The sequence below is a fragment of the Myxococcus hansupus genome, assembly GCF_000280925.3.
Lineage (GTDB): Bacteria > Myxococcota > Myxococcia > Myxococcales > Myxococcaceae > Myxococcus > Myxococcus hansupus.
In genome coordinates this window covers 5431748-5456666 of sequence record NZ_CP012109.1, presented here as the reverse complement: position 1 = coordinate 5456666, position 24919 = coordinate 5431748, and the positions used below count along the sequence as shown (strand labels likewise).

Annotated in this window: 23 protein-coding genes and 2 tRNA genes; 17 read left to right on the top strand and 8 right to left on the bottom strand. The window is 70.0% G+C overall.

Translation table 11 applies throughout. The features are described from left to right. Window positions 1–79: 79 nt before the first annotated feature. From A176_RS21075 to A176_RS21060, 4 genes are all read left to right on the top strand, one after another. A complete protein-coding gene (locus tag A176_RS21075; protein WP_226993944.1) occupies window positions 80–892 on the top strand; it encodes an HAD family hydrolase in 813 nt (270 codons plus the stop codon). Between the two features lie 135 nt (window positions 893–1027). After that, entirely contained in the window at window positions 1028–2149 is a 1122-nt protein-coding gene (pdhA, locus tag A176_RS21070) for a pyruvate dehydrogenase (acetyl-transferring) E1 component subunit alpha (protein ID WP_002639176.1), read from the top strand. Between the two features lie 54 nt (window positions 2150–2203). Then, on the top strand, window positions 2204–3190 hold the full coding sequence (locus A176_RS21065) for a pyruvate dehydrogenase complex E1 component subunit beta (RefSeq protein ID WP_002639177.1): 987 nt from the start codon (window positions 2204–2206) through the stop codon (window positions 3188–3190). 6 nt (window positions 3191–3196) lie between these two features. After that, window positions 3197–4828 carry a pyruvate dehydrogenase complex dihydrolipoamide acetyltransferase gene (locus tag A176_RS21060; RefSeq protein WP_021781266.1) on the top strand — a complete coding sequence of 544 codons (1632 nt, stop codon included), beginning with the start codon at window positions 3197–3199 and terminating at the stop codon, window positions 4826–4828. A gap of 69 nt (window positions 4829–4897) precedes the next feature. Here A176_RS21060 and A176_RS21055 read toward each other — a convergent pair whose 3' ends face one another. Further along, a complete protein-coding gene (locus A176_RS21055) occupies window positions 4898–5146 on the bottom strand; it encodes a hypothetical protein (protein WP_002634814.1) in 249 nt (82 codons plus the stop codon). Window positions 5147–5329: 183 nt separating this feature from the next. Between A176_RS21055 and A176_RS21050 the strand changes: the two genes are divergently transcribed. Continuing rightward, window positions 5330–5614 carry a DUF2795 domain-containing protein gene (locus tag A176_RS21050; RefSeq protein WP_002634815.1) on the top strand — a complete coding sequence of 95 codons (285 nt, stop codon included), beginning with the start codon at window positions 5330–5332 and terminating at the stop codon, window positions 5612–5614. Between the two features lie 139 nt (window positions 5615–5753). Then, a complete protein-coding gene (locus A176_RS21045) occupies window positions 5754–6911 on the top strand; it encodes a sensor histidine kinase (protein WP_049872347.1) in 1158 nt (385 codons plus the stop codon). Here the strand turns inward: A176_RS21045 and A176_RS21040 are convergent. Beyond that, the gene (locus A176_RS21040; protein WP_002634817.1) at window positions 6883–7476 is read right to left on the bottom strand and encodes a hypothetical protein; all 594 of its coding nucleotides are present in this window, start codon (window positions 7474–7476) and stop codon (window positions 6883–6885) included. The genes A176_RS21045 and A176_RS21040 overlap by 29 nt on opposite strands. A gap of 58 nt (window positions 7477–7534) precedes the next feature. On the opposite strand from A176_RS21040, the gene A176_RS21035 reads away from it, so the two are divergent. Continuing rightward, complete coding sequence (locus A176_RS21035; protein WP_193409798.1) at window positions 7535–8506, top strand: response regulator; 972 nt, start codon at window positions 7535–7537, stop codon at window positions 8504–8506. 126 nt (window positions 8507–8632) lie between these two features. Here A176_RS21035 and A176_RS21030 read toward each other — a convergent pair. The 4 genes from A176_RS21030 to gltX all read right to left on the bottom strand — a co-directional run bounded on the left by A176_RS21030 (window position 8633) and on the right by gltX (window position 10880). Beyond that, window positions 8633–8704, bottom strand: a tRNA-Glu gene (locus tag A176_RS21030). Window positions 8705–8834: 130 nt separating this feature from the next. Further along, a tRNA-Gln gene (locus tag A176_RS21025) sits at window positions 8835–8905 on the bottom strand. A 69-nt stretch (window positions 8906–8974) separates the two neighbouring features. Next, complete coding sequence (locus tag A176_RS21020) at window positions 8975–9382, bottom strand: hypothetical protein (RefSeq protein WP_044890067.1); 408 nt, start codon at window positions 9380–9382, stop codon at window positions 8975–8977. A 58-nt stretch (window positions 9383–9440) separates the two neighbouring features. Next, the gene (gene gltX, locus A176_RS21015; RefSeq protein WP_002634820.1) at window positions 9441–10880 is read right to left on the bottom strand and encodes a glutamate--tRNA ligase; all 1440 of its coding nucleotides are present in this window, start codon (window positions 10878–10880) and stop codon (window positions 9441–9443) included. Between the two features lie 87 nt (window positions 10881–10967). Between gltX and A176_RS21010 the strand changes: the two genes are divergently transcribed. Genes A176_RS21010 through A176_RS20995 form a run of 4 tightly spaced genes read left to right on the top strand, consistent with a single transcriptional unit; the run spans window position 10968 to window position 14101 of the window. Next, the gene (locus A176_RS21010) at window positions 10968–11522 is read left to right on the top strand and encodes a hypothetical protein (RefSeq protein WP_002634821.1); all 555 of its coding nucleotides are present in this window, start codon (window positions 10968–10970) and stop codon (window positions 11520–11522) included. Further along, window positions 11519–12406, top strand: a complete 888-nt coding sequence (locus A176_RS21005; protein ID WP_002634822.1) for a myxosortase-dependent metalloprotease, MXAN_2677/MXAN_2678 family — start codon at window positions 11519–11521, stop codon at window positions 12404–12406. The genes A176_RS21010 and A176_RS21005 overlap by 4 nt, the downstream gene beginning before the upstream one ends. Continuing rightward, window positions 12403–13371 carry a myxosortase-dependent metalloprotease, MXAN_2677/MXAN_2678 family gene (locus A176_RS21000; RefSeq protein WP_002634823.1) on the top strand — a complete coding sequence of 323 codons (969 nt, stop codon included), beginning with the start codon at window positions 12403–12405 and terminating at the stop codon, window positions 13369–13371. The genes A176_RS21005 and A176_RS21000 overlap by 4 nt, the downstream gene beginning before the upstream one ends. A 10-nt stretch (window positions 13372–13381) precedes the next feature. Beyond that, window positions 13382–14101, top strand: a complete 720-nt coding sequence (locus A176_RS20995) for an HAD family hydrolase (protein WP_002634824.1) — start codon at window positions 13382–13384, stop codon at window positions 14099–14101. A gap of 40 nt (window positions 14102–14141) precedes the next feature. Here the strand turns inward: A176_RS20995 and A176_RS20990 are convergent, their stop codons facing one another. Then, window positions 14142–16190, bottom strand: coding sequence for a TonB family protein (locus tag A176_RS20990; RefSeq protein ID WP_002634825.1), 2049 nt, complete (start codon window positions 16188–16190; stop codon window positions 14142–14144). Window positions 16191–16435: 245 nt separating this feature from the next. On the opposite strand from A176_RS20990, the gene A176_RS20985 reads away from it, so the two are divergent. The 6 genes from A176_RS20985 to A176_RS20960 are packed head-to-tail and all read left to right on the top strand — an operon-like array spanning window position 16436 to window position 23706. After that, a complete protein-coding gene (locus A176_RS20985; RefSeq protein WP_002634826.1) occupies window positions 16436–17002 on the top strand; it encodes a chemotaxis protein CheW in 567 nt (188 codons plus the stop codon). Then, a complete protein-coding gene (locus tag A176_RS20980) occupies window positions 16999–18543 on the top strand; it encodes a CheR family methyltransferase (RefSeq protein WP_002634827.1) in 1545 nt (514 codons plus the stop codon). Before A176_RS20985 ends, A176_RS20980 begins: the two co-directional genes overlap by 4 nt. Before the next feature lie 33 nt (window positions 18544–18576). Next, complete coding sequence (locus tag A176_RS20975; protein WP_002634828.1) at window positions 18577–20178, top strand: methyl-accepting chemotaxis protein; 1602 nt, start codon at window positions 18577–18579, stop codon at window positions 20176–20178. Then, entirely contained in the window at window positions 20175–20558 is a 384-nt protein-coding gene (locus A176_RS20970; protein ID WP_044890069.1) for a response regulator, read from the top strand. Before A176_RS20975 ends, A176_RS20970 begins: the two co-directional genes overlap by 4 nt. 4 nt (window positions 20559–20562) lie before the next feature. Then, window positions 20563–21147, top strand: coding sequence for a chemotaxis protein CheW (locus A176_RS20965; protein WP_002634830.1), 585 nt, complete (start codon window positions 20563–20565; stop codon window positions 21145–21147). 9 nt (window positions 21148–21156) lie between these two features. Beyond that, entirely contained in the window at window positions 21157–23706 is a 2550-nt protein-coding gene (locus tag A176_RS20960; protein ID WP_002634831.1) for a hybrid sensor histidine kinase/response regulator, read from the top strand. A 326-nt stretch (window positions 23707–24032) separates the two neighbouring features. Here the strand turns inward: A176_RS20960 and A176_RS20955 are convergent, their stop codons facing one another. Then, window positions 24033–24905 (bottom strand): histidine kinase dimerization/phospho-acceptor domain-containing protein, encoded by an 873-nt coding sequence (locus tag A176_RS20955; RefSeq protein WP_021781268.1) that lies wholly within the window; start codon window positions 24903–24905, stop codon window positions 24033–24035. Window positions 24906–24919: the final 14 nt, after the last annotated feature.

Sequence of the window (24919 nt, the reverse complement as noted above, 5' to 3'; positions counted from 1 at the left end):
CTGCTCGTCACCGAACCGAGCACTCAGGCCTCTCCCAGGGCGTTGCCAGGGCAGGTAGCGCGTGGAGCGTGATGGAAGCGTGACGGCCTGGGCGCTGCGGTTTCGGAAGCACCGGCCCGCGCGCGCGGGTAATCTCCCCGCGCACATGGCTTACGACGACTTCAAGAAGCGCATCCGCGACGACTGGCGAGACACCCTGCGTTCCATCCTGGAGCGCGCCCGGTCGGTGGGCCCCGGCGCCATCCTGGCGTTCGACCTGGACTCGACCCTGTTCGACAACCGGCCCCGTCAGGCGCGCATCCTGCGGGAGTACGGCGCCGCCAATTCGCTGGACGTGCTGTCCGCCTGCGAGCCCCGCCACTGGGTGACGGGCTGGGACATGAAGGAGGCCATGCGGGCGTGTGGCTTGGAGGATTCCCTGGTGGAGTCCCACTTCCCGGAGGCTCGCCGCTTCTGGGCCGAGCGCTTCTTCACCAGCGACTACTGCGTGGACGACATCGCCATCGACGGCGCGGCCCGCTTCACCCATGACGTGGTGGCCACCGGCGCGCGGCTCGTCTACGTGACGGGCCGCCATGAGGGCATGCGCGAGGGCTCCGTGTCCTGCATGCGCCGCCACGGCCTGGTGCTGCCGGATGAGGACCGGGTGCTCCTGCTGATGAAGCCGACGCTGGCCGAGGACGACGACGCCTTCAAGCGCGAGGCGCACGCGAAGCTGGGCCGGTTGGGGAGCGTGGTGGCTGCCTTCGACAACGAGCCCACGCACGCGAACGACTACCGGCGGAAGTTTCCAGAGGCCACCGTCATCCATCTGGCCACGGACCATTCGGGCCGGCCGGTGGAGCTGCTCGACGGGGTCATCTCCGTCCCGCACTTCGCCCTGGATTCCTGACGCACCGCGCCTGAAACGGGCGCGGCCGCGCTGGGGGTTGAAAGGCTTTGAAGTCCCATTGCCGCGCGCTATTGAGTCGCTCGGCGTTCGCCGCCCCGGAAGTCCCGTGGGCGGCCTGCATGGAGGCATCCCGCGGTGGCCAGCCCGTACAAAAAAGAACTGCTGTTGGAGATGTACCGGAAGATGTACCTCATCCGTCGCTTCGAGGAGCGCGCGGGTCAGCAGTACACGCTGGGGAAGATCGCCGGCTTCTGCCACCTCTACATCGGCCAGGAGGCCGTGGCGGTGGGGCCGGCGGAGGCCCTGCGTCCGGATGACTACATGCTCAGTGCGTACCGCGACCATGGCCAGCCGTTGGCCCGTGGCAGCGACGCGGGCATGGTCATGGCCGAGCTGATGGGCCGGGACTCCGGCTACAGCAAGGGCAAGGGCGGCTCGATGCACATCTTCGACATCGAGCACCACTTCTACGGCGGCTACGGCATCGTCGGCGGCCAGATTCCCCTGGCGGCGGGCATGGCCTTCGCCAGCCGCTATCGCAACGAGGACCGCGTCACCGTCTGCTACTTCGGCGACGCCGCGGCCAACCAGGGCTCGCTCCATGAGACGTTCAACATGGCGTCCAAGTGGAAGCTCCCGGTCATCTACATCTGCGAGAACAACCGCTACGGCATGGGCACGGCCATTGCCCGCACGGCGGCGGTGCCGGAGATCTACAAGCGCGCCAGCGCCTACGCCATGCGCGGCGAGCCCGTGGACGGCATGGACGTGCTGACCATGTACGAGGCCGTCAAGGACGCCGCGGAGTACTGCCGCGCCGGCAAGGGCCCCGTGCTGCTGGAGGCCAACACGTACCGCTTCCGCGGTCACTCCATGGCCGACCCCGCCACCTACCGCACCAAGCAGGAGGTGGAGGAGGAGCGCAAGAACGACCCGATTCCGAAGCTGCGCGCCTACATGCAGAAGCACGGCATGGGCGACGATTCGGTGTTCGAGTCCATCGAGGAAGAGGTCAAGGCGCTGGTGGACCAGGCGGTGAAGTTCGCCGACGAGTCGCCCGAGCCCAGCCTGGACGAGCTGTGGCGCGACACCATCGTCGAGGAGGGTGAGCAGGACGTCCACCCCCGCGAGCGCGTGCTGGGTCAGAAGGTGAAGTGGCCCTCGTACCCCAGCGGCCAGGAGCTGAAGGTGACGTGGGACCTGGAGCCGCGCGAGCAGGCCGAGGCGGCCGACAAGAAGGCGGGCCTCATCCGCTAGGCGCCCTCGCTGCCCTGTTGACCAACCCTTTTTGATTTCGAGTCGGAGCCGACGATGCCCGAGTTGATGTACCGCGAGGCGCTGAACCAGGCGCTCGCCGAGGAAATGGAGCGCGACGCCAACGTCTTCCTCATTGGTGAAGAGGTGGGCCGCTACAACGGCGCCTTCAAGGTGTCGCAGGGACTGCTGGACAAGTTCGGGAGCGCGCGCATCATCGACGCACCCATCGCCGAGCTGGGCTTCACCGGCCTGAGCGTGGGCGCGGCCATGGTGGGCTTGCGCCCCGTGGTGGAGATGATGACCTGGAACTTCGCGATTCTCGCGATGGACCAGATCGTCAACAACGCCGCGAAGCTGCGGCACATGTCCGGTGGCCAGCTTCGCTGCCCCATCGTGTTTCGCGGTCCGGGCGGCGCCGGTGGCCGGCTGTCCAGCCAGCACAGCCAGGCGCTGGAGGCCAACTACGCGCACTTCCCGGGCCTGAAGGTGATTGCGCCGGCCACGCCCGCGGACGCCAAGGGCATGCTCAAGGCGGCCATCCGGGACGAGAACCCGGTGGTGATGTTCGAGGGCGAGCGGCTCTACGCCATCAAGGGTGAGGTGCCGGAAGGCGAGCACGTCGTGCCGCTGGGCAAGGCGGACGTGAAGCGCGAGGGCACCGACGTCACCATCATCACCTGGAGCCGCATGTATTACTTCTGCATGCAGGCGGCCGAGGAGTTGGCGAAGGAGGGCATCAACGCGGAGGTGCTGGATTTGCGCACCCTGCGGCCCCTGGACGAAGAGGCCATCCTGGCGAGCGTGCGCAAGACGAACCGCGCCGTCATCGTGGAGGAGGGCTGGGTGCTCGCCGGCGTGGGCGCCTCCGTGGTGGACATCATCCAGTCGAAGGCGTTCGACGACCTGGACGCGCCGGTGGAGCGCGTCACGGGGCTCGACGTGAACATGTCCTATGCGGCGAACCTGGAGAACGCGACGCAGCCGGATGCACCGAAGATCATCGCCGCGGTGAAGAAGGTGCTGTACCGCGAGGGAGCCTGAACGCGTATGGCCATTCCCATCCAGATGCCGAGCCTGTCCCCGACGATGACGGAGGGGAAGATCGTCAAGTGGCTCAAGAAGCAGGGGGACAAGGTGTCCTCGGGCGAGGCCGTCGCCGAAGTGGAGACGGACAAGTCCAACCTGGAAATCGAAGCCTACGACGACGGATACCTGCTGCAGGTGCTCGTCGGCGAGGGCGAGATGGCCAAGGTGGGCGCGCCCATCGCCTATCTCGGCGCCAAGGGTGAGAAGGTGGACGCCAGCGCGTCCGCCGCGCCCGCCGCCGCGAAGGCGCCGGAGCAGAAGCAGACGCCCCCGGAGCAGAAGCCGGAGCCGGCGCCCGCGCCGCAGGCCGCCGCGAAGCCCGCGTCGTCACCGCAGCCGTCGGGCGGGGACAGCCGCATCGCCATCCAGATGCCGAACCTGTCCCCGACGATGACGGAGGGGAAGATCGTCAAGTGGCTCAAGAAGCAGGGGGACAAGGTGTCCTCGGGCGAGGCCGTCGCCGAAGTGGAGACGGACAAGTCCAACCTGGAGATTGAAGCCTACGACGACGGCACCCTGGCGGAGATCGTCGTCGGGGAGAACGAGATGGCCAAGGTGGGGGCGCCCATCGCGTACCTCACCGGCAAGGGGGCCAAGGCGGCGCCGTCCGCGCCCGCCCAGGCGCCCGCGGCACCGAAGCCCGCCGCGCCCGCGCCGTCGGCTCCGAAGGCCGCCGCCGCGCCTCAGCCTGCTCCCGCCTCGAAGCCGGCCCCGTCCGGTGGACGGCGGCTGCGCGCCAGCCCCGTGGCGAAGAAGATCGCGAAGGAGAAGGGCCTGGACCTGACGCAGGTCAGCGGCTCCGGTCCCTCGGGTCGCGTGGTGAAGCGCGACATCGAGGAGGCGTTGTCGCGGGGCCCGGTTGCCGCGCCCGCCGCCAAGAAGGCGCCCGCGGCGCAGCCCACGACGGGCGTGCGTCCGGAGCCCACCGTCGTGCCCCTGACGTCCATGCGCAAGGTCATCGCGCAGCGGATGACGGAGGTGAAGCCCGGCGTGCCTCACTTCTACCTCACCATCGAGGTGGACATGGAGGCGGCGGTCAAGGTGCGCGAAGAGGCGAAGGCGATGGACCTCAAGGTCTCCGTCAACGACCTCATCGTGAAGGCCGTGGCCATGGCGGTGCGCCGCTACCCGAAGATCAACGTCTCGCTGCAGGGCGACAAGGTCGTCCAGTTCCACAGCGTGGACGTGGGCATCGCGGTGGCGCTGGAGGAAGGGCTCATCACGCCCATCCTCAAGGACGCGGACCAGAAGGGCCTGCAGGCCATCGCCACGGGCGTGCGTGAGCTGGCGGAGCGCGCCCGCAAGCGCGCCCTCAAGCCGGACGAGTACACCGGCGGCTCTATCACCGTGAGCAACCTGGGCATGTACGGCATCGACCAGTTCGTCGCCGTCATCAACCCCCCGCAGGCCTCCATCCTCGCGGTGGGTGCCGTGGCGGAGAAGGCCGTGGTGCGGGATGGGCAGTTGGCGGTCCGGAAGATGATGACGGCGACGCTCTCGTGCGACCACCGCGTCATCGACGGAGCCATTGGCGCCGAGTTCCTGCGCGAGCTGCGCGGGCTGCTCGAGCACCCCACGCGGCTGCTCTTCTAGGCAAGTACCCCACGCCGCGCGCCCAGGTCCTGGGCCGCGCGGCGGTGGGGCAGGGACCGGGCGCGGCCGTTACTTCCGCGTCGGCTCCTTGCGGCCGTGGGCTTCCTGCTCCAGCCGGCGCTGGGTGTCCGTGACGCTCGCCTGCCGCTCGCGCGGCGTTCCGGTCGGCAGCTCGTTCTCCTCGTCGTCGGAGCGGCCTCGGATTCCGGGCCACGGCTCCGGCCGGGTGCCTTCCAGGTGCTCGATGTGCTCCGCGTAGCCGTTATCCCCGGCCGCTTCGCGCTTCGTCTCCTCGGATTTATCCTTGTCCTTCGCCATGTCGCGTCTCCCGTGCGGGTGCCGTCTGGCACGCTTCGTGGCGGTAACGGTGGGACGTGCGCCGCGGGCTGACCACCCACGGGCAGCCCGCATGGCTCGTGCCCCTGGCTGCCCCACAAGCACGAAAAAAATGACAGCAACCGGTCGGGTTCGCTGCTTAACTTGTCCTCAATGAACGACGACATGACACGCGAACGGCTTGCCCAGGGTGTGTCGGAGTTGGAGTCGCGCGTAGGTCCGCCGCTGCCTCTCGCGGAGTCGCTGCAGAAGGCACTGGAAGGCGCGGTGTACCCGCTGTCCGCGCGGCAGTTGACCTGGGTGGCCCGTGAAAACGAGGCGCCGTCCCTGGTGCTCTCGCTGTTGGGTTCGCTCCCTCGGATTCGCTTCGATTCCGTGGATGCCGTGGCCCGCGCGCTCGAGAGTGACCGGGAGACGGTGGATTCGCCGCATTCCGTTTCTTCGCGCTGACGGGGCCGGGCGCCTGACGTCGGGCGCCCGCCCGCTGGTGGTGCGCGGTGTACCCAGCAGATCGCGAAGGGGCTGAGGCGCTATCCTAGGGCCCTACCAGCCTGGCCCCCTTCATGGGACGCTGGCCAGGAGGAGCGTCATGAACCCGTCTGAACTGCCCGCGGTCCTCTACGTCGACGATGACGCGCTGAACCTCCGGGTCTTCGACGCGAACTTCGGGCAGCGCTTCCGCATCTTCCGCAGCTCGTCGCCCAGCGAGGCGTTGGCGCTGCTGGAGCAGCGCAAGGGCGAGATTGGCGTCATCCTCTCCGACCAGCGCATGCCGGGCATGACGGGCGTGGAGCTGCTGGAGCGGGCCCGCACCATCGCGCCCGACGCCAAGCGCATGCTCGTCAAGGCCTACGCGGACATGCAGGCCGTCATCGACGCCGTCAACCGCGGCCAGGTGACGCGCTACTTCGTCAAGCCGTGGGACCGCGCGGAGCTGCAGGCCGCGCTCGACGACGCGCTGAAGATTGCCCGCCTGGAGCTGCGCATCCGGGAGGTCGAAGGCCGCATGATGAAGTCCGAGCGTCTGGCCACCCTGGGCCAGGTGACCGCGGGCATCGCGCACGAGCTGATGGGGCCGGTGGGCTACCTGACGCAGAACGTGGTGTCGCTGCAGCGGGATTTGGGCAGCGTCATCCAGTACGTGTCGCGGCACCTCCAGGAGGATCCGGACGCCGGCGTGGCGGAGACGGTGGAGGACCTGCCCGCGCTCATCAAGGACCTGGCGGACGGCGCCGAGCACCTGCGGCAGGTGGCGTTGGGGCTGCGCGCCCAGGCCCGGGGCGAGGACCTGGAGGCCACCGCGGACGTGGCCGAAGTGGTGTCCTTCGCGGTGAAGCTGGCCCGCGCCGAGGTGCGTGAGCGGGCGCGGCTGACGAGCAACGGCGAGCCCGTGCGCGTCACTTTTGGCCCGGTGAAGCTGTGCCAGGTGCTGCTCAACCTCATCGTCAACGCGGCGCAGGCCATGGGCAGCACGGGCCGCGCCGGGCGCATCGAGGTGCGGTGGACGACGCGCTCCGAAGACGTGGTGCTCACCGTGGCGGACAACGGCTGCGGCATTCCGCTGGAACTCCAGGAGCGCGTCTTCCAGCCCATGTTCACCACCAAGCCCGTGGGTGTAGGCACCGGACTGGGCCTGTCCATCTGCCGCGAGCTCGTGACGCAGTTCGGCGGCAGCCTCCGGTTGTCCTCCACGCCGGGCGACGGCACCGAAATCGAAATCACCCTCCGGCGAGCCCTGCACCCCTGAGTCCGAAGGCGTTGCTCAAGAGGCGCCACACGCGGTGCAGCGTCGCGGTTTCGGTGGGGCGGATGTGCTCCACCAGCTCCACCCGGTGCAGGGGGCCGTCCGGCTCCAGGGCGTACTCCACCACCAGCGCGTAACGCGGGCCCGGGCGCTCCAGCATGTGCACGGCCCGCACCGCGTCGAAGGGAATCAGCTCCGCGCGCGTGGCCCGGGGCGCCCACGTCAGCCGCTCCACCCGGAGGGATTCGGTCCGGAAATGGAGGACGAAGCGCCGCCGTCCCAGGCCGGCTTCCAGCTTGAGCGCCAGTCCCACCAGGGCCGCCGCCAGCAACCCCAGCAGGGCCGCGGCGCCCGCGCCGTCCCGCTGGCCCGCGAGCACGGCCGCGGCCGCCGCACACCCCAGCCCCACCCCGACGCACAGGCCGGGGAGGGCGCGCCGGTCCCACGCGGGGGGCACGGACTCCCCCACCAGCCGGCCGCCGTCATAGCGCAGGCGCACGTCGCCCAATCGCCCGGGCACCCGGTTGTCCTGCAACGCGTCTTCGAAGCTCGCCACGCCCCCCAGCATAGCGGGCCTCAAATGCGCGCTTCGTAACTGGAAGTGAGCTGTGCGAATCTGCGTCATCATGGATCTCCCGTTCGAGGCCGGTGAAGGTGAGGGTGGGGGGGAGAGGACGCTCGCCTCGACGGTGCTGGTGGTGGATGACGAGCCCGTCGTGCTGGACATCTGCGCCCGCCTCCTGGAGCGCGATGCCGACCTGATGGTGACGCTGGCCGCGAGCGCCGAGGAGGCGCTGCCGCTGCTGACCGAACAGCGTTTCGACGTCCTGGTGACGGACAAGAACCTGCCCGGCATGGGGGGCGTGGAGCTCATCGCCGAGGCGCGGCGGCTCCAACCGTCCCTCGAGGCGGTGATGATTACCGGCTACGCCAGCTCGGAGTCCGTCGTCGCCGCCTTCGCCGCCGGCGCCAGCGACTACATCCTCAAGCCCTTCGACGACTTGCGCGTGCTCCGCGCCAAGGTGCGCGCCGCGTTGGAGCGGCGTTCCGCCGGCATCCTCGTGAGAGAGCAGGCTCGGGAGGTGGCACGCGAAGCCGCCGCCCTCCTGGCCTCGGGCCGGGATGCCCCCGAGCTCGCCCACGAGGCACTGGAGTCCGAGCTCCGCGCCTACGAGGAGTCCGTTCGCCTGGGCCTCAATGGCCGGGTGGCGGTGGTGGGCGGCTCGGACACCGTCACCGTCCTGAAGGACGCGGGCTTCGACGCCCTGGAGCTGCCGCCCTACGCGACCGAGCTGGAGGACGCGGACGTCGTCATCGTCGAGACGGGCGACCCGCAGTGGCGCACCCTGGCCGAGCGCCTGCAACGCAAGCCCCCGGATGTGCTCCTGCTCGCCAGTCCCCAGGCGGACCTGGGCGACCTGCTGGAGGCGATTACGCTCCGCATGGACCTGGTGGGCTTCGGCACCAGCCAGGGAGCCAACGCCCTGCCAGAGAAGGTGCGGATGCTGCTGTTGCGGCGGGGCGTGCAGCGTGCGCAGGACCGGCTCGCCGCGGCGCTCGCCAGCTTTCGTCGGAGCATCTCCGCGCCGTCAGCCTGAAGTCGGCGCGGCACCGCACACGGCGCGCCCTGAAGTGGGGCGCTGCCTGTCGCGCGGACACTCCTTGGGAAACAAGCCCGCAAAGCGAAACGCCCACCTTCTTTTCAGAAGGTGGGCGTCTCAGTGTGACCCTGCCGGGATTCGAACCCGAGTTTGAGCCGTGAGAGGGCTCCGTCCTAACCGCTAGACGACAGGGCCGATACTTGTTTCAACCGCTGCTAACTGCCCGCGATTTCTACCTTTTTTCGTCCGACCTCGTCAACCCCTTTATTTCGACTGCCGGGTTGACTCAGACCAACGAGTACTGCGGTGCAACCGGTACAACGAGCTGGGGAACTAGGATTCGAACCTAGATAAGCAGAGTCAGAGTCTGCTGTCCTGCCGTTAGACGATTCCCCAAGGACCTGCTCGACCGCGGCGCTTCTCTACCAACACCACTTCGGGACTGCAACAACTTCGGTGCGGCGTTTACTTCTTCCTGCTCTTCGTCGTCTCCGGCTTCTTCGCGGGCTTGGCAGCCTGCTGCAGGGGGACGATGTAGATGCGAACCTCGTCGTTCGCCTCGTAAATGTTCAACCCCGCGAAGTTCTTCCCCGAGGGGTTGGTGATGTGAACCGCCTTCACGCCCGGCTGGTTCACGATCTGCCGGCGGGGGTAACCGCTCGTTGAGTAGACCGCGCGGTAATACTCCAGCGTGCCATCGAAATCCCTGGGCGACCGGTAGCGATTCTCACCGACGCGCCTGGACCCATCCGGCAACTGCGCGCCATTGATGACTTCGGCGCCCGCTGAAACCGTCCAGAGCGCCACCAGCGCCGCTCCGAGCGGGCGCGCCTTATAGAAACCGCGTTTCAGGGTGTCAAGGGCACGCATCATGAGGTCGAAAGATAGGAGTCCAGGGCGCTGACGTCCACCGCAACCTGCGCCTGACGGCTCAGGCGCGCGTCAAGGCCGCGTCGATGCGCCGCAGGGATTCGTCGCGGCCCACCAGGACGAGCGTCTCGCCGATGCCCGGGCTGGTGGTGTTGCCCGTGAGCGCCACGCGGATGGGCTGCGCCACCTTGCCCATGCCGACACTGGACGCCTCGCTCACCTGCTTGACCACGCCGTCCAGCGCCTCCACGGACCACTCCGGCAGGGCGGTGAGCGTCTCGCGCACCTTGCGCAGCAGGTTGAGGGACTCACCGGAGAGGTGCTTGGTGGCGGCCTTCTCGTCCAGGGTGATGCCCGAGCGGAAGTAGACGTTGGCCGCGATGGTGGCGATCTCCTCCAGCGTGTTGGAGCGCTCGCGCAGCGTGCGCACCAGCGTCTCCAGCCGCGGGTCGCCCTTCGCCTGGATGCCCTTGGCCTCCATGAAGGGGAGCAGCCGCTCGACCACGGTCTCCACCGGGAGCTGCTTCATCCACTGCTGGTTGAGCCACAGGAGCTTCTCCGGGTTCCACACGCCGGAGGTGGTGCCCACGTCGCTGAAGTCGAACCACTCCCGCATCTGCTCGCGGCTGATGACCTCGTCGTTGCCGTGGCTCCAGCCCAGGCGGATGACGAAGTTGAGGAGGGCCTCCGGCATGATGCCGTTGCGCTTGTGCACCATCACGTCCGCTTCCGGGTGCTTGCGCTTGGACAGCTTCTCGCGGTCCGGCCCGAGGATGAGCGGCAGGTGGGCGAACTCCGGCGGCGTCCATCCCAGCGCCTGGTACAGCATGAGCTGCGGGAAGGTGGAGTTGACGTGCTCCTGGCCGCGCGCGACCAGGGTGATGTCCATCAGGTGGTCATCGATGACACACCCGAAGTTGTAAACGGGGATGCCGTCGGCGCGCATCATGACCCAGTCGTCCAGGTCGCTGTACGCCTTGGTGATGGTGCTCAGCGCCTTGTCCGTGAACGACACGGAGCCCTCGCCCGAGGGCATCTTGAAGCGGATGACGGCCTCATCCACGTTGCGACCCGCGGGAGGCTCGGTCCGCTCGCGGCAGGTCCCGGGGTACTTGAAGGCGCCGCCCGCCTTCTCCGCGAGCTGCCGCTGCACGTCGAGCTCTTCCTTCGTGCAGTAGCACCGGTAGGCCTTGCCCTCGGAGATGAGCTGGTCGGCGTGCTGGCGGTAGGTGTCCAGCCGCTGCATCTGGAAGTAGGGGGCGTAGGGGCCCTCCTTGCCGGGGCCCTCGTCCCAGTCGATGCCCAGCCACGTCAGGCCGTCCAGGATGGCCTGGACCGACTCGGGCGTGGAGCGGCCCTGGTCCGTATCCTCCATGCGCAGCACGAAGGTGCCTCCCTGGCGCCTCGCCTGGAGGAAGTTCATCAGCGCGGTACGGGCACCGCCAATGTGAAGGTAGCCAGTAGGCGAAGGGGCGAAGCGGACGCGAAGGGCAGGAGGCATACGGGCGCGCGGATTAGCAGGGCCAAGATGGAGGGTCAACGCGGAGGGGCGTTCCTGGAGTAAGTTGGATGCCCAGGGAGAACTCGTATGTCGATTCGTCAGGTAGTTCGCACGTTGCTCCTGGCTGTCTTCCTGGGGGGCGTGCCCGCGGGCGCCACCACCCAGCTTCGCGTGGACCTGTCCGGGCTCGCCGTGGGCGCGGACACCGTCGTCCACGGGGTCGTCCGCCGGGTGGAGAGCCGCTGGAGCGGTGACGGGATGCGCATCCTCACCGACGTCGAAATCCAGGTGACGGAGTCGCTCAAGGGCCAGCCGGGGAGCACGGTGCTCGTCACCCAGCCCGGGGGCCGCATGGGGGACATTGGCCAGGTGGTGCATGGCCTGGCGTCCTTCGCGCCCGGAGAAGAGGTGGTGGTGTTCCTCCAGAAGCGCGGGCCTCGCGCCTTCCGGGTGTCCGACATGGCGCAGGGCAAGTTCCAGGTGAAGCGTGAGGGCAAGTCGGTGCTCGCGGTGCCGGAGCCCACCGATTCGCGGTTGCTGGACCCCGTCACCCGCAAGCCGACCGCGTCCGCGCTCCAGTCGCTGTCACTGGACGCGCTGAAGGCCGCCGTCCGCGAGGCGATTGGGGAGCAGGCACCGTGACGCCTCTGGCTCCCTTTCTCATCGCGATGGCGCTGGGGCAGACGGACCCGTACGTCCGCAGCCGGGTCGACGCGGGCGACACCCGCACGCAGTGCCTCTTCTGGACGACCCCGCGCGTGGTCTGGAACCAGAGCACCTTCGGCAATCCGGACACGCAGGGCGAGACGGAGTTCGACGCGATTCGCGCCTCGTTCCAGAGCTGGCAGGACATCTTCGCCCGGTGTGGCAACCTCACGTTGGAGGAAGGTCCGCGCGTCAACGAGCGCCAGGTGGGCTACCGGCGCCAGGGGACCAACACCAACCTGGTGCTCTTCCGCACGCGCGACTGCAACGAGGTGGTGCCCGCCTCGGAGGCGTGCTGGGCGGAGGACACGTGCGCCAACGAGTTCGACTGCTGGGACGATGACGACAACACCATCGCCATCACGCTCACCACGTACGACGAGCGGTCGGGCATCATCTATGACTCCGACATCTCCTTCAACGCGGCGCGCTTCTCGTTCACCACCGCGAACGGGCAGACCTGCTTTCCGCCGGTGACGACGAACTGCGTGGCGACGGACGTGCAGAACACGGCCACGCACGAGGTGGGCCACCTCATTGGCCTGGACCACACCCGCGCGCCGGGCTCCACCATGAACCCGAGCGCCCCGCCGGGCGAGGTGTCCAAGCGCATCGTGGACTCGGGCTCACGGGACTTCGTCTGTGACGCCTATCCGAAGGGGCAGGCGAGCCAGGCGTGTCTGCATCCGGTGACGGGCGTCGAGCTGGGGCCCAAGGCGGGAGGCTGTTCCGCAGCGGGGCCGGGCGGGGCGCTGTCGCTCGTGGGCGTCTGGGCGCTGTGGTGGCTGCGCCGCTCGCGTCGCGAGGAGGCGGCGCGGTGAGAACGGGACTGGGAGTCGTTGCCGGGCTGCTGGCCCTGGGCGCCCAGGCGCAGATGTCCGAGGAGCCCGTCTACCGGCGCACGGTGGTGCCCGGCCACCCGCTGTGTCTGCTGTGGCCGGTGCGGGAGTACGTCTATCACCTGGACGCGGCGGGCAGCGCGCGCACGCCAGGGAACACCGAGGTGACGGCCATCGAGGCGTCCTTCGATTCGTGGCGGCGGCTCTCCGGGGAGTGCAGCGACTTCCAGTTCATCCGGCGAGAAGACAAACAGGGGCCGGTCGTCGTGGGCTACGACCAGACGCGCCCGCGCGAGAACTACAACATCATCACGTTCCGCGAGACGTCGTGCCGGGAGGTCGCCCCCGCGGAGGACCCGTGCTGGGACGAGGAGACGTGCGGCAACGTGTACCAGTGCTGGGAACACGGGATGGGCACCATCGGTCTCACCACGTCCACGTTCTCGTACCGGGATGGCCGGGTGCTGGACTCGGACATCGAGATGAACGCGTCCCAGCCGCAGGGGGGCTACGGGTTCCTCTTCACCACCGTGGACTCGCCCGTCTGTGAGCGCGGGGCGGCGGTGGACTGCGTGTCCACGGACCTGCAGAACACGATGACGCACGAGATTGGCCACGTGGTGGGGCTGGACCACGTCTTCGTCCCCGGGGCCACGATGGAGGCCACGGCGCCGCCTGGTGAAATCCAGAAGCGCATCATCGACCCGGGCTCGGCGGAGGGCTTCTGCTCCATCTACCCCAGGCACCTGCCTCCCACGCAGTGCTTCGTGCGTGAGGGCGCGGGCATGGCCTTGAAGGCGGAGGGGCGTGGCAGTGGCTGCGCGGCGGCGCCGGGGCAGGGCGTGCTGGGGCTGGGGCTGGCCTGGGCCGCGCTGGCCCTGGTGCGAGGCCGACGGCGGGCAGGCGGCCAGCCGGTCCGTGCGGCGGCGCCGGGCTCACGGGATTAGAGGTTCACACGTGGCCGTCGCCTTCTTCGACCTGGACAAGACGCTCATCGCCGCCAACTCGGGCTCGCTGTGGATTCGCAGGGAGCTGGAGCTGGGGCACATGACCCGCATGCAGGCGCTGCGCGCGAGCCTCTGGATTGCGCGCTACCACCTGGGCTTCGTGTCCATGCAGGACGCGGTGGCCCGCGCCATCTCCCAACTGGCGGGCACGCCCGCGCAGCCGCTCCAGGCGCGCACCGCCGTCTTCTACGAGGAGCGGGTGCGGCCCCTCTACCGGCCCGGTGCGTGGGCCGTGTTGGAGGAGCACCGGCGCGCGGGAGACCGGCTCGTCCTCCTGACGGCGTCCACCGGGTACTTGTCGGAGCTGGTGGCGCGCGAGCTGCGGCTGGACGCGGTGCTGTGCAACCGCTTCGAGGTCGACGGCAACGGCCTGCACACGGGGCGCGCGCTGGGCACCATCTGCTTCGGGGAGGGCAAGCGCGTCTGCGCCGAGGCCTATGTCCGCGAGGCGGGCGTGGCGCTCTCGGCGTGCGCCTTCTACACCGACTCGTATTCGGACCTGCCGGTGATGGAGGTGGTGGGGCGGCCGGTGGCGGTCCACCCGGACCACCGGCTGCGCAGTCACGCCCGGAAGCGGGGCTGGCCCGTGGTGGACTGGGGCGTGCCCCCGGGGGGCGGCGTGCCGGCCATTCCGCCCGCGCCGCCCGTGGTGCCGTCCACCGGACCTTGACGCGCCGTCAGCGCGCCCGGTCCGGCGGGCCTTCAGTGGCTCAGCGGCGCGGGGCCACGAGCCGCATGCTGAAGGTGTAGTCCACGTTCACCGGATAGCCCTTGTAGATGATGGGCTTGTAGGTGCGGGATGCGAGCGCGTCGAGCACCGCCCGCTCCATGTGGGCCACGGACTTGATGGTGCGGCACTTCTCCACGCGGCCCTGCTGGGTGATGGTGCAGCGGACAATCATCACGCCGCTGGACTTCGCGGCCATCGCCTCACGCGTGTAGACGATGTCCTTGCCCTGCTCGAGCATCTCTGGGCGCGGCATGTCCTCGTTATAGGGGAGCACGTCGCCTCGGGCGGAGGCCACCGCCGCGGTCGGCAGGACGGGCAGCGCCAGTCCCGTCGTGGAGCCCTTGGCCGGAGACGGGTCCGCCGCGGTGGCCGTGGCGCCACCCACCGCCGCGGCGATGGGCAGCTCGGCGGCGGGGGAGGCCGTGGGGGCCAGCAGCACCGGCGCGGACATGCCGCCCGGCGTGGCGACGGGCTCGGCTTCCTCGAAGCTCTCCTCCGGCGCCGCCGCGGCGACCTCGATGTTGCGGCCACCGCCACCCCCCCGGCGCTTCTGCAGCTTCTGGGAGAGCACCACCTCGCCGGTGCCGCCCGTCACGACGGTCTCCATCTGGTAGCCCTCCATCGCGAAGGTCAGCTCCACGGTGACGGAGCCATCCTGGCCCGAGGGAATCTCCAGGGTGAAGGGCGTGACGCCGCGCTCCTTGCCCCGGTAGAAGACCCGGGCGCCGGTGGGCTGGCTCATCAGCTTGAAGCGCACCTTGCCGGTGTTGGCGGGCGCGGCCTCGGCGGCGGGCTCCGCGACGGGCGCGGCGGCGACGGGGGCCGCCGCCACCTCGGGCGGAGGCGTGACGGGCTGCTCCGCCTTGTTCGACAGGAAGACCACCGCGCCGCCCGCGATGAGGCCCGCCACGACGAGGCCGCCCAGGCCACCCGTCAGCAGCGTGCGCTGCCGGGCGCGTTTGACCTCCTGGGGCACCTCCACGCTGATGTCCACCGCGAGCGTGTCACCGGACTCGGTGCTGTTGCCCACGTTGGAGAAGAGCGCGGGGGACGGGTAGGGGCCCGTCGTCGTCGCCCCACCGGGACGCTTGAAGATGCCGCTGTTGCCGCCGGCGGACATGCTCGCCTCGCGCAGGCCCTCCAGCAGCTCGTCCATCGTCTGGTAGCGGCGCGCCGGGTCCTTCTCCAGGCAGCGGCGCACCACCGCCTCGATTTCCGGCGGGATGTGGAGGTCCGGTCGCACCTGCTGGAAGGTGGGCGGGGCTTCCTTGTAATGGGCGAAGATGAGCTCGATGTGGTCGCGCGCGATGAACGGCGGCCGCCCCATCAGCATCTGGAAGAGCACGATGCCCAGCGAGTACACGTCGCTGCGCGCGTCGGTGGCGTTGCGCGCCTGCTCCGGCGCCATGTACTGCGGCGAGCCCAGGAACGTGCCGTTCTGGGTGATTTCGGGGGAGATCTGCCCCTCTTGCGGCGCCGCCACGGACTTCACCAGGCCGAAGTCCAGGACCTTCACCAGGTCCTGATCATGCTCGTTGAGGAGCATGATGTTGGCGGGCTTCAGGTCGCGGTGGATGATGCCCTGGCTGTGCGCCTCGCGCAGCGAGCGGCAGATCTGCTGGGTGATGGAGATGGCGCGGGACCACGCCAGCGGTCCCACCTGACCCAGCACCTGGGCGAGCGTGCGGCCGTCCAGGTACTCCATGGCGATATAGAAGATGCCGTCGTCCGTCTGTCCATAGTCGATGACGGTGACGGTGTTGGGATGGCGCAGCTTCGAGGTCAGCGACGCCTCACGCAGGAAGCGCTTCTGGAATCCCGGATCCCGGCTGCTGGGGAAGTTGGGGTTGAGGACCTTGAGCGCGACCACGCGCTCGAGGGGGGCCTGGAGGGCGCGATAGACCCGCCCCATGCCGCCGATGCCCAACGGTTCCAGGATGCTGAAGCGGCCGTTCAGGGTGCGGCCGATGAGAGGATCCGAGCCCGCGCCTGCGGGTGCCTCGGGATTCGGCGAGTCGCCCTTGATCATTGGTAGCCCCAGACTGCAAGCAACATCGGTTCTCCTGAAGTGTCGCCGCACTTCATCAAACCATACCTGCCCTCGGCTACGCACCAGGGGGCTGTCCGATCCAGCACGTCTGATGCCTTCCGTTGCGACCATCCTCCGTCAGAAAATGCGAAACTCCATGCCGGTTAGCCCGCATTGACGCTTCTTTGTCTGACAGATTAGCGTGCTCAAATCCCGCGCTTCATTGAGCGGCGGGAGTTCCCCTGATGGCAGACACACCAGACAATTCCACGGTCGCGCAGTCGCGCCGTCTTTCCGTCGAGGAGCGGCTGCGCGAGCTCGAGACGGAGAAGGCCCAACTGCGCCAGGAGCTGACGTCGCTGGCGGGTGAGCTGCGACTGCCGGGCATGTACCTGACGGTGGACGCGGCGGGCACCAGCGCCCTCATGGATACGGAGTCGGTTCAGGAAGTGGTGCGGCTGGTGGAGCTGGAGCCGCTGCCCGGGGCGCCGGCGCACATCGCGGGGACCTTCGTCTACCGGGGCAGTCCGGCGGTGGTGGTGGACCTGTCGGCGCTGCTGGGGGTGAAGCGGGAGGCGTCGTTGGACGCGCACCTGGTCGTCTGTGGCGGTGGTGCCCGCACGGTGGCGGTGCTGGTGGACCGCGTGCGCGATCTGGTGGAGGCGCCCGTGCTGGTGGACGGGACCCCAGAGGGCACGGCGCCGCTGCCGTGGGACGCGAGCGGGCTGATGGCGGGCCTGTGCCGGACGCCCGAAGGCGTGCGCCCGTTGCTGCGGACGTCCGCGGTGCTGGTGAGTCCGGAGGCGCCGTGAGCGAGGGTGTGCTCGACGACGCGACGCTGGGCCGGGTCGAGGAGGTCCTCCAGACGGCCTGCGGCGTGACGTTGGCGCGCAGCCTGCGCCGCTCGCTGGAGACGGCGTTGGAGCGCGCCGCGCGCTCGCGAGGGCTTGCGCCCGACGCCTTCCTGCGAAGGCTGCTGGTCCGTGAGTCCGCGGCGGTGGAGTGCTTCATCGAGCACGCCGTCATCGGGGAGACGTACTTCTTCCGCCACCCCGAGCACCTGCGCTCGGTGGCGCGGCTGGCCCAGTCCCATGCGGCGTCGTGCTTCCAGGTGTGGAGCGCGGGCTGCGCGAGCGGCGAGGAGCCCTACAGCATCGCGATGGCGCTCCTGGCCGAGGGCATGCCCGAAGGCCGCTTCCGCGTGCTCGCGACGGACGTGTCCGGCCGGGCGCTCCAGCGCGCGAAGGAAGGGCTCTACGGGCCGTGGTCCCTGCGCCGCATCGAACCGGAGCAGGAGAAGCGCTTCCTGGTGGCGGAGGGCGAGTCGTTCTCCGTCATCCCCCAGGTGCGGCGCGCCGTGGAGTTCCGCCGCCACAACCTGGCCGTGGATCCGCCGCCCTTCCTGGGCCTGGGCGCCATCTTCTGCCGGAACGTGCTCATCTACTTCCCGACCGAGCTGGCGCGCGAGGTCCTGCGCCGCTTCGTCGACGCGCTCGCGCCCGGCGGCCTCCTCTTCGTCTCGCCGGCCGAGGTGCCCCTCACCAACGGCCTGGGGCTGGAGATGGTGGACGCCGAGGGCAGCGTGGCGCTGCGTCTGCCCATGCCGGGTGAGGCACGCGCCGCAACGACAGACACCGGCCTGCCTCGCGCGGGCAGGGCCGCGCGGGGCCGGAACACGGTGGTCGCCGCGGCGCCTCCGTTCGTCTGGCCCACGCCAGCGGAGGCGGGCCTTTCGCGGAGCGCGCAAGGGACTGGGAACGTGGTGCAGGGGCTCGCGGAGGCGAGCCGCGTGCCGTCGCCACTCACCGCCGCGGCTGCTTCGTCCGAGCACGCTCGCGACATGGCGTCCGCCCGCGAGGCCCACATCGCTTCGCTTCCAGCCGCGCCCGTGGAGGCTCCGTCGTTCGCGCAGCCTCCTGCTTTCGTCCCCGCGGCGGCGGCCGCGTCCGTGCAGACCCCGCCGTTGGAGCGCGCCATCGACGCGGCCCGGGCGGGGCGTTTCGAGGAGGCGGACGTGCTGGCCCGCGAGGCCGCGAAGGCGCTGATTCCCGAGGCGTACCTGCTGCTGTCCATGGTGGCCGAGGTCCGAGGGGACCTGAATGGGGCGGTGGAGGCGATCCGCAAGGCGCTGTACCTGGAGCCTCGGCTCGCGCTGGGGCACGCCACGCTGGTGGCGCTGTACCGTCGGATGGAGCGCCGCGAGGACGCGGAGCGCGCGCGGCAGAACGCCCTGCGCGCGCTGGACGGATTGGATGATGAACACCCGCTGCGTGGGGTGGAGACGATGACGGCCGGAGGCCTCAGGCAGGCGCTGGCGCCAGTCGAGCAGGCTGGCTGGCACGGAGGGCGCTGAGTCGTGCGCGCTCCACACGAGGTGGGAGGTAACGTGGACGTCAAAGAGACGCACCAGGCACCGCCGGGCCGCGCGCATCTGGGCCGGCTCAGCCTGCGGATGAAAATCCTCGCGCTCACCGGCGCGACGGGAGGGCTGGTTGCCATCATCCTCATCGTGACGACCTGGATGCAGATGGGCGGCGCGCTTCGCAATGACTTGTCCCGCCGGACCGGCTCGGTGAGCTCCGAGCTGGTGAAGGCGGTGACGCCCCTGATGGCGAAGGGGGACCTGGAGCGGCTCCAGGAGGTGGTTCGCGGCGCGCTGAGCATGGGGCCCGAGGTCGCCTATGTCCGCGTGCACAACGCGGAGGGCGCGCTCGTGAGCGAGGCCTCCGCGGAGCGCTTCGAGGGTGAGGCCCAGGCTCCCGCCGCCGTCGAGGGCGACGCCGCGGTGCTCCGCCAGCGCACGGCGAAGGGCATTGGCTTGATGGAGAGCACCGCGCCGGTGCTGTCGCCGGGCACCACGACGCACCTGGGCACCCTCCAGGTGGCGCTGCACGAGGAGGGCTTGAGCACGACGCTTCGCGAGGCGACGCGCTTCACCGCCATCATCAGCGTGCTCGTCCTGGTGGTCTGCCTGGTGGCCGCGTGGCTGGTGTCGGGCGTGCTCGTCGTTCCCCTGGAGCGGCTGGCCCGCGCGGCGGCGGGCATCGCCTCGGGAGACCTCCGCCAGCAGATCGACGTCAACGGCTCGGATGAGATTGGTGACGTGGCGCGCAGCTTCGCCGTCATGACGGACGCGCTGTCCCACCTGCTGCAGGACCTGCGCGGCGCGGCGTCGGAGATGGAGCGCGAGGCGGCGGGGGTGCTGTCCACGTCCACGGCGCAGTCGGCCATGGCCCACCAGCAGGCCTCCGCCATCAACGAGACCAGCACCACCGTGGCGGAGATTGCGCAGACGTCCAAGCAGGCCACGTCCTACGCGGACTCGGTCATCTCCCAGACGCAGAAGTCGGAGACCCTCAGCGCGGAGGGCCAGAAGGTCGTCGGTGAGAGCGTCGCCGGCATGGAGAAGCTGGGCGAGCAGGTGAAGGCCATTGCCTTGTCCATCACCGACCTGAGTGAGCGCACGCTGCAGATTGGCGACATCATCAACACGGTGAAGGACGTGGCCGAGCAGTCCAACCTGCTGGCGCTCAACGCCTCCATCGAGGCGGCGAAGGCCGGCGAGCACGGGCGCGGCTTCGCGGTGGTGGCCACGGAGATGCGCACGCTGGCGGAGCAGTCCCGCATCGCCGCGGAGCAGGTGCGCGGGCTGCTCAACGAAGTGCAGAAGGGCACCCGGCAGGCGGTCAGCACGACGGAGGAGGGCAGCCGCCGGGCCCAGGCCGCCATGGAGCTGGCGCGCGAGGCGGGCACCACCATCCTGGGGCTGTCGGACGTCATCCGGGAGTCGTCGGGCGCGGCCCGGCAAATCGCTGGCAACACGCGGCAGCAGACGATTGGCGTGGAGCAGATCTCCACCGCCATGGGCGAGCTGACCTCCGCCATGAGCGACGCCGTGGAGAGCACGCGGCGCATCGAGCAGGTGGCGGGCAATCTGACCAATCTTTCGAAACGGTTCTCGGACCTGGTGGGTAGGTACCAGTTATGAACGCAAGGGTGCTGATCGTCGAAGACACGAAGACCATCACCAACCTCCTGCAGGTTTACCTGATGGGGTGGGGGTTGGAGTTCTTCGACGCGCCGAACGGCGCACAGGGTTTGACGAAGGCGCGGGAGCTCAAGCCGGACCTCATCATCTCCGACGTGCAGATGCCGGAGATGGACGGCTTCGCGCTCTGCGCGGCGGTGCGGGCCGACCCGCACCTGCACGACACGCCGTTCATGATGCTCACCTCGCTCAAGGACGATGCGAGCCGTCAGAAGGGCAAGCTGGTGGGTGCCAGCGCGTTCCTCAACAAGCCCGTGTCCGTCGACGACCTTCGCTCGAAGGTGCGCGACATCCTGAAACTGCCTGCGACCCGGTACTGAGCGCATGTCGAAGGACGACGCCAAGACGGATTACGCGGGGCTGAAGCGGCAGCTCACCGAGGCCCATTCGCAGTTGGATGGCCGGCAGGCGGTGAGCCCGGAGAAGCGGCGCGAGGTGCTGAGCGCGCGCGCCCGGGCCCTGGCCGAGTCTCGCCACGAGGAGCGCCAGGAGGTGCTCTCCGTGCTCGCCTTCACGGTGGGCGGGGAGCGCTACGCGGTGCGCATCGAGCACGTGGACCATGTGCTGGAGGCGCGGGGCATCGCCTCGTTGCCCGGCGCGCCCCGGCACGTGCTGGGCGCGCTGGTGAGCCGCTCGCGCGTGGTCCCGGTGTTGGACCTGCGCCAGTTGTTGGGGCTGGAGGGCGGCGGCATGTCCGACCTCAGCAAGGTGGTGGTGGTCGAGGCGGGCGACAATGAAGAGGGGTTCGGCCTGGCGGCGGAGTCCGTGGAGGGGCGCAAGGAGTTGCCGAAGGTGGAGCTGTCACAGCCTCCACCCGGGCCCTTCTTGTTCCTCACGCCGGACCGGCTGACGGTGTTGGACCTGGAGCAGCTCGGGGGCCCGTCCGCCACGCGGCCCGATGGGGAGTAGGCACGCACCATGGATCCTCAGCTCTTGCGCAGCATCTGGCCGGTGTTCTCCGCGGAGACGCGAGAGCAGATCCAGGCCATCGGGTCGAAGGTGTTGGGCCTGGAGGGGCCGGTGCAGGGGCGTGAGCCCGACCTGCTCCCGTCGCTCAAGCGGCTGGTCCACAGCCTGAAAGGCTCCGCGGCCAGCCTGGGGCTCGACGACATCGAGCAGGTGGTGCACGCCATCGAGGACGGGCTCGCCGCCTTCAACCACGAGGAGCGGCTGCCTCGCGACACCGTGGAGGCCATGCTGCGCGGCCTCTCCGCCATCGAGACCGCCATGGCGCGGGGCGACGCGGGACAGTCGCCCGCGGTGGACGGGCTGGCCTCGCTGCTGGCGGCGTTGGGCCACTCCGTGCCTGACGCCACGCCCGAGGGCGCCTCGTCCGGTGCCGCGGCGCAGGGGATGGAGGTGCTGGACCTCCTGGAGGCGACGCTGAGCGCGCTGTGCTCTCCAGACGTTCCGGACCGGGCCGCGGTGGTGCGCACGGCGGTGGAGCGCTCCCGGACGCTCAAGGCCTCCGCGGAGGCCGCTGGGGCGCAGAAGGTGGCCACGTTGGCGGAGGCCGCGGCGCTGGGCTTCACGCGGATGGAGCCGGGGGGCGATTCGGCGGGGTTGGCGGCGTCGGATGTCGCCGGCACGTTGGTGGCGCTGCGCACCGCGCTGGAGGCGGCGGGAGGTGCGGGCGCCGTGGCGCGCGCCGTACATGCGCTCAGGGCCGCGCCGTCACCCACGCAGACGGAGAGCCCGGCCGCGCAGCAGGCGGCGTCGGGCGCTGCGGCGCCTCAGGAGGCGCGTGGCGCTTCGGACCAGGTGGTCCGGGTGTCGCTGAAGACGCTGGAGTCCATCGCGCTCCAGGTCGAGCTGCTCCTGGCGGGCCGGGCGCAGCAGACGCGGCGGGGCGCGGCCCACCGGCAGTTGATGGACGGCATGCGTGAGGTGCTCATGCACCTTGAGCGCGCGTCGTCGCAGCTCGCCATGGCCGGGGGCGGACCCGCGCTGGAGCCGCTGCGCGCGGGTGTGACGCAGATGCGTGGCCTCCAGAAGCAGTTGCTGGAGCTGACCAAGGAGTCGCACCGCGACGGCGAGCAGCTCGCGCTGGTGGCGCAGGTGGCTCGAGACGACCTGCGCGATTTGCGCATGGTGCCGTCCTCGCAGGTCCTGGAGCCGCTGCGGCGCACCGTTCGCGAGACGTCCGCGCGCCTCAACAAGGAAGTCACCCTGGATTTGAGTGGCGGGGACGTGCGGCTCGACCGGCGCATCCTCGACGCGCTGAAGGACCCGCTGCTGCACCTGGTGCGCAACGCCATCGACCATGGGCTGGAGTCCACCGAGGAGCGGCGCGCGCTGGGCAAGCCCGAGGCGGGCCGGCTGTCGGTGCGCGTGGAGCCGCGTGGCTCGCGCATCGCGGTGGTGGTGGAGGATGACGGCTCGGGCTTGTCTCCGGAGAGGGTGCGGGCCACGGCGGTGAAGCGGGGCCTGCTGACGTCCGAAGCGGCGGAGAAGCTGTCGGACAGCCAGGCGGCGCGGCTGGTGTTCCAGCCGGGGTTCTCCACTCGAGATCAGGTGACGGCGACGTCGGGCCGGGGCGTGGGCCTGGACGTGGTGCAGGCGACGGCGCAGCGTCTCCAGGGCTCGGTGGACGTGGCCTTCACGGCGGGGCGGGGGACGCGCTTCACCGTGGACCTGCCGCTGACGCTGGCCGCGGCGCTGGGCCTGCTGGTGCGCACCGGCACGGCGGTGTCCGCGATTCCTTCCGACAGCGTCAATCGCATCCTGCGGCTGGAGCCCGGGGACGTGGGCACGGTGGCGGGACGCGTGGTGGCGCGGCTGGATGGCGAGCAGCTCACCTTCCTGTCTCTGGCGGAGGCCATCGGGTTGCCTCGGCTCCCGCTGGCGTTGGATTCAGGGAAGGTGCAGGCGGCCGCGCTGCTCACGGTGGGCGAGGACAAGGTGCTGTTCGCCATCGACGAGGTGGTGGGGCAGCAGGAGATTGTCGTCCGCTCGCTAGGGCGTCACCTGCGTGCCGTGCGCCATCTGGCGGGCGCGGCGGTGCTGGATGATGGCCGCGTGGTGCCGGTGCTCAACGCGCCGGAGTTGGTGCGCGCGGCCCGGCCGGAGACGCGCTCGGCGGCCACGGAGACGGCGCGGCCTCGCATTCTCGTCTGCGACGACGCGCTCACCACGCGCTTCGCCATGAAGTCGCTGCTGGAGATCGCCGGCTACCCGGTGGTGACGGCGGCGGACGGCGAGGAGGCGTGGGGCATCCTGGAGCGCACGGCCTGTCAGCTCGTGGTGAGCGATTGGCAGATGCCTCGGTTGGATGGCGTGGGGCTCGCGCGGCGCATCAAGTCGCATCCGCAGCTTCACCGCACGCCCATCATCCTGGTGACGTCACTGGACAGCCCCGAGGACCGCGCCGCCGGTTTGGAGGCAGGTGCGGACGGCTACCTCGTCAAACGCGAGGTGGAGCGGGGCCGGTTGCTGGAGATGGTGCGCCAGCTTCTGCCCGCGTCCTGAGGCGAGGGCTCAGGCGTCGCCAGACGCCTGGTGCCCGCCGGTAGGTGCATCACCCGCCCGTGGCTCGCGCCCACGTGGGCTCAGGCGTCGCGATGCGCCACGGGCACGGTGTCATCCACGGGCAGGTGCACCACTCGCCCGTGGCTCGCGCCCAGCCGGCCCGGACTCAGGCGTCGCGATGCGCAACGGGCACGGTGTCATCCACTGGCAGGTTCATTCCCCCCGCCCGTGGCTCGCGCTCACTTAGGCCTGGGGTCAGGCGTCGCCAGACGCCTGGTGCCCGCCGGTAGGTGCATCACCCGCCCGTGGCTCGCGCCCACGTGGACTCAGGCGTCGCGATGCGCCACGGGCACGGTGTCATCCACGGGCAGGTGCACCACCAGCCCGTTGCCCGTCTCCTCTGGCAGCGACAGTCCGCCGCGCAGTCGCTGCGTCAGGTACCGCAGCGTGGTGACCGTCTTCTCCGGCAGCGCCTTGCCACCGCGCAGGCTCACGCGCAGTTGCCACACGCCCGCGTCGCCCACCGCCTCCACGCGCACGGCCGCGGGGGCGCCCGAAGCCGCGACGGCGCGCGACAGGGTGCGCACCAGCAGCTCCACGTCATCGCTGGACCCGGGTACGGCCACGGGCCTGTCGGGCAGCGTCAGCGTCGTGTCCACCGGCCTGCCGCCCCGCGCGGCGGGAATGAAGGCCGTGCGCAGCAGCGGGCGCAGGTCGCTCACGCCCACCTCGGTCACCTTCGCGAGCCTGCGGTCGATGATGGCGCTCTGGTCCTCCGCCGACCGCTTCAGCCGCTCCAGATACCGCTGGATGGGTGCCGTCAGCCCGCCCGCCGTTCCCTTCAGCATCATGTCCACGTATCCCTTGATGACCATCAATGGTGTCCTGAGGTCGTGAGACGCCCGGGAGCGTCGCTGCTCCTGGTTCGCCACCCGCCGCTCCAATTGCCGCTGCGTCTTCAGGAGCTGCACTTGCCGCGCCGCCGCGTCCTGCTCGCGCGCGTGTGCCGCCAGCAGGACGGCGCCGAACGCCGACATCCGCTCCATCACCCGCGTGTCCCGCGTCGCCGAGCGCTCGGGCCACACCACCAATGCGGGTTGGCGCCGCGAGCGGGATGGAGCGCGCGCACCGGCGCCTCGCCCTGTCTCCGCCACGCAGACGCTGCCGTCATAGAACGCCACCGAAGCGGCGCCGGTCATCCGTTGTGTCTCCC

What these genes read in the sequence shown, in the direction of transcription:
- A176_RS21020 (WP_044890067.1), bottom strand. Translation starts at nt 9,382, where the DNA reads ATGATGCGTGCCCTTGACACCCTGAAACGCGGTTTCTATAAGGCGCGC.
- A176_RS21060 (WP_021781266.1), top strand. Translation starts at nt 3,197, where the DNA reads ATGGCCATTCCCATCCAGATGCCGAGCCTGTCCCCGACGATGACGGAG.
- A176_RS20965 (WP_002634830.1), top strand. Translation starts at nt 20,563, where the DNA reads ATGTCGAAGGACGACGCCAAGACGGATTACGCGGGGCTGAAGCGGCAG.
- A176_RS20955 (WP_021781268.1), bottom strand. Translation starts at nt 24,905, where the DNA reads ATGACCGGCGCCGCTTCGGTGGCGTTCTATGACGGCAGCGTCTGCGTG.
- A176_RS21010 (WP_002634821.1), top strand. Translation starts at nt 10,968, where the DNA reads ATGTCGATTCGTCAGGTAGTTCGCACGTTGCTCCTGGCTGTCTTCCTG.
- A176_RS21065 (WP_002639177.1), top strand. Translation starts at nt 2,204, where the DNA reads ATGCCCGAGTTGATGTACCGCGAGGCGCTGAACCAGGCGCTCGCCGAG.
- A176_RS20985 (WP_002634826.1), top strand. Translation starts at nt 16,436, where the DNA reads ATGGCAGACACACCAGACAATTCCACGGTCGCGCAGTCGCGCCGTCTT.
- A176_RS21055 (WP_002634814.1), bottom strand. Translation starts at nt 5,146, where the DNA reads ATGGCGAAGGACAAGGATAAATCCGAGGAGACGAAGCGCGAAGCGGCC.
- A176_RS21050 (WP_002634815.1), top strand. Translation starts at nt 5,330, where the DNA reads ATGACACGCGAACGGCTTGCCCAGGGTGTGTCGGAGTTGGAGTCGCGC.
- A176_RS20990 (WP_002634825.1), bottom strand. Translation starts at nt 16,190, where the DNA reads ATGATCAAGGGCGACTCGCCGAATCCCGAGGCACCCGCAGGCGCGGGC.
- A176_RS21040 (WP_002634817.1), bottom strand. Translation starts at nt 7,476, where the DNA reads ATGCTGGGGGGCGTGGCGAGCTTCGAAGACGCGTTGCAGGACAACCGG.
- A176_RS20970 (WP_044890069.1), top strand. Translation starts at nt 20,175, where the DNA reads ATGAACGCAAGGGTGCTGATCGTCGAAGACACGAAGACCATCACCAAC.
- A176_RS21045 (WP_049872347.1), top strand. Translation starts at nt 5,754, where the DNA reads ATGAACCCGTCTGAACTGCCCGCGGTCCTCTACGTCGACGATGACGCG.
- A176_RS20960 (WP_002634831.1), top strand. Translation starts at nt 21,157, where the DNA reads ATGGATCCTCAGCTCTTGCGCAGCATCTGGCCGGTGTTCTCCGCGGAG.
- A176_RS21035 (WP_193409798.1), top strand. Translation starts at nt 7,535, where the DNA reads ATGGATCTCCCGTTCGAGGCCGGTGAAGGTGAGGGTGGGGGGGAGAGG.
- gltX (WP_002634820.1), bottom strand. Translation starts at nt 10,880, where the DNA reads ATGCCTCCTGCCCTTCGCGTCCGCTTCGCCCCTTCGCCTACTGGCTAC.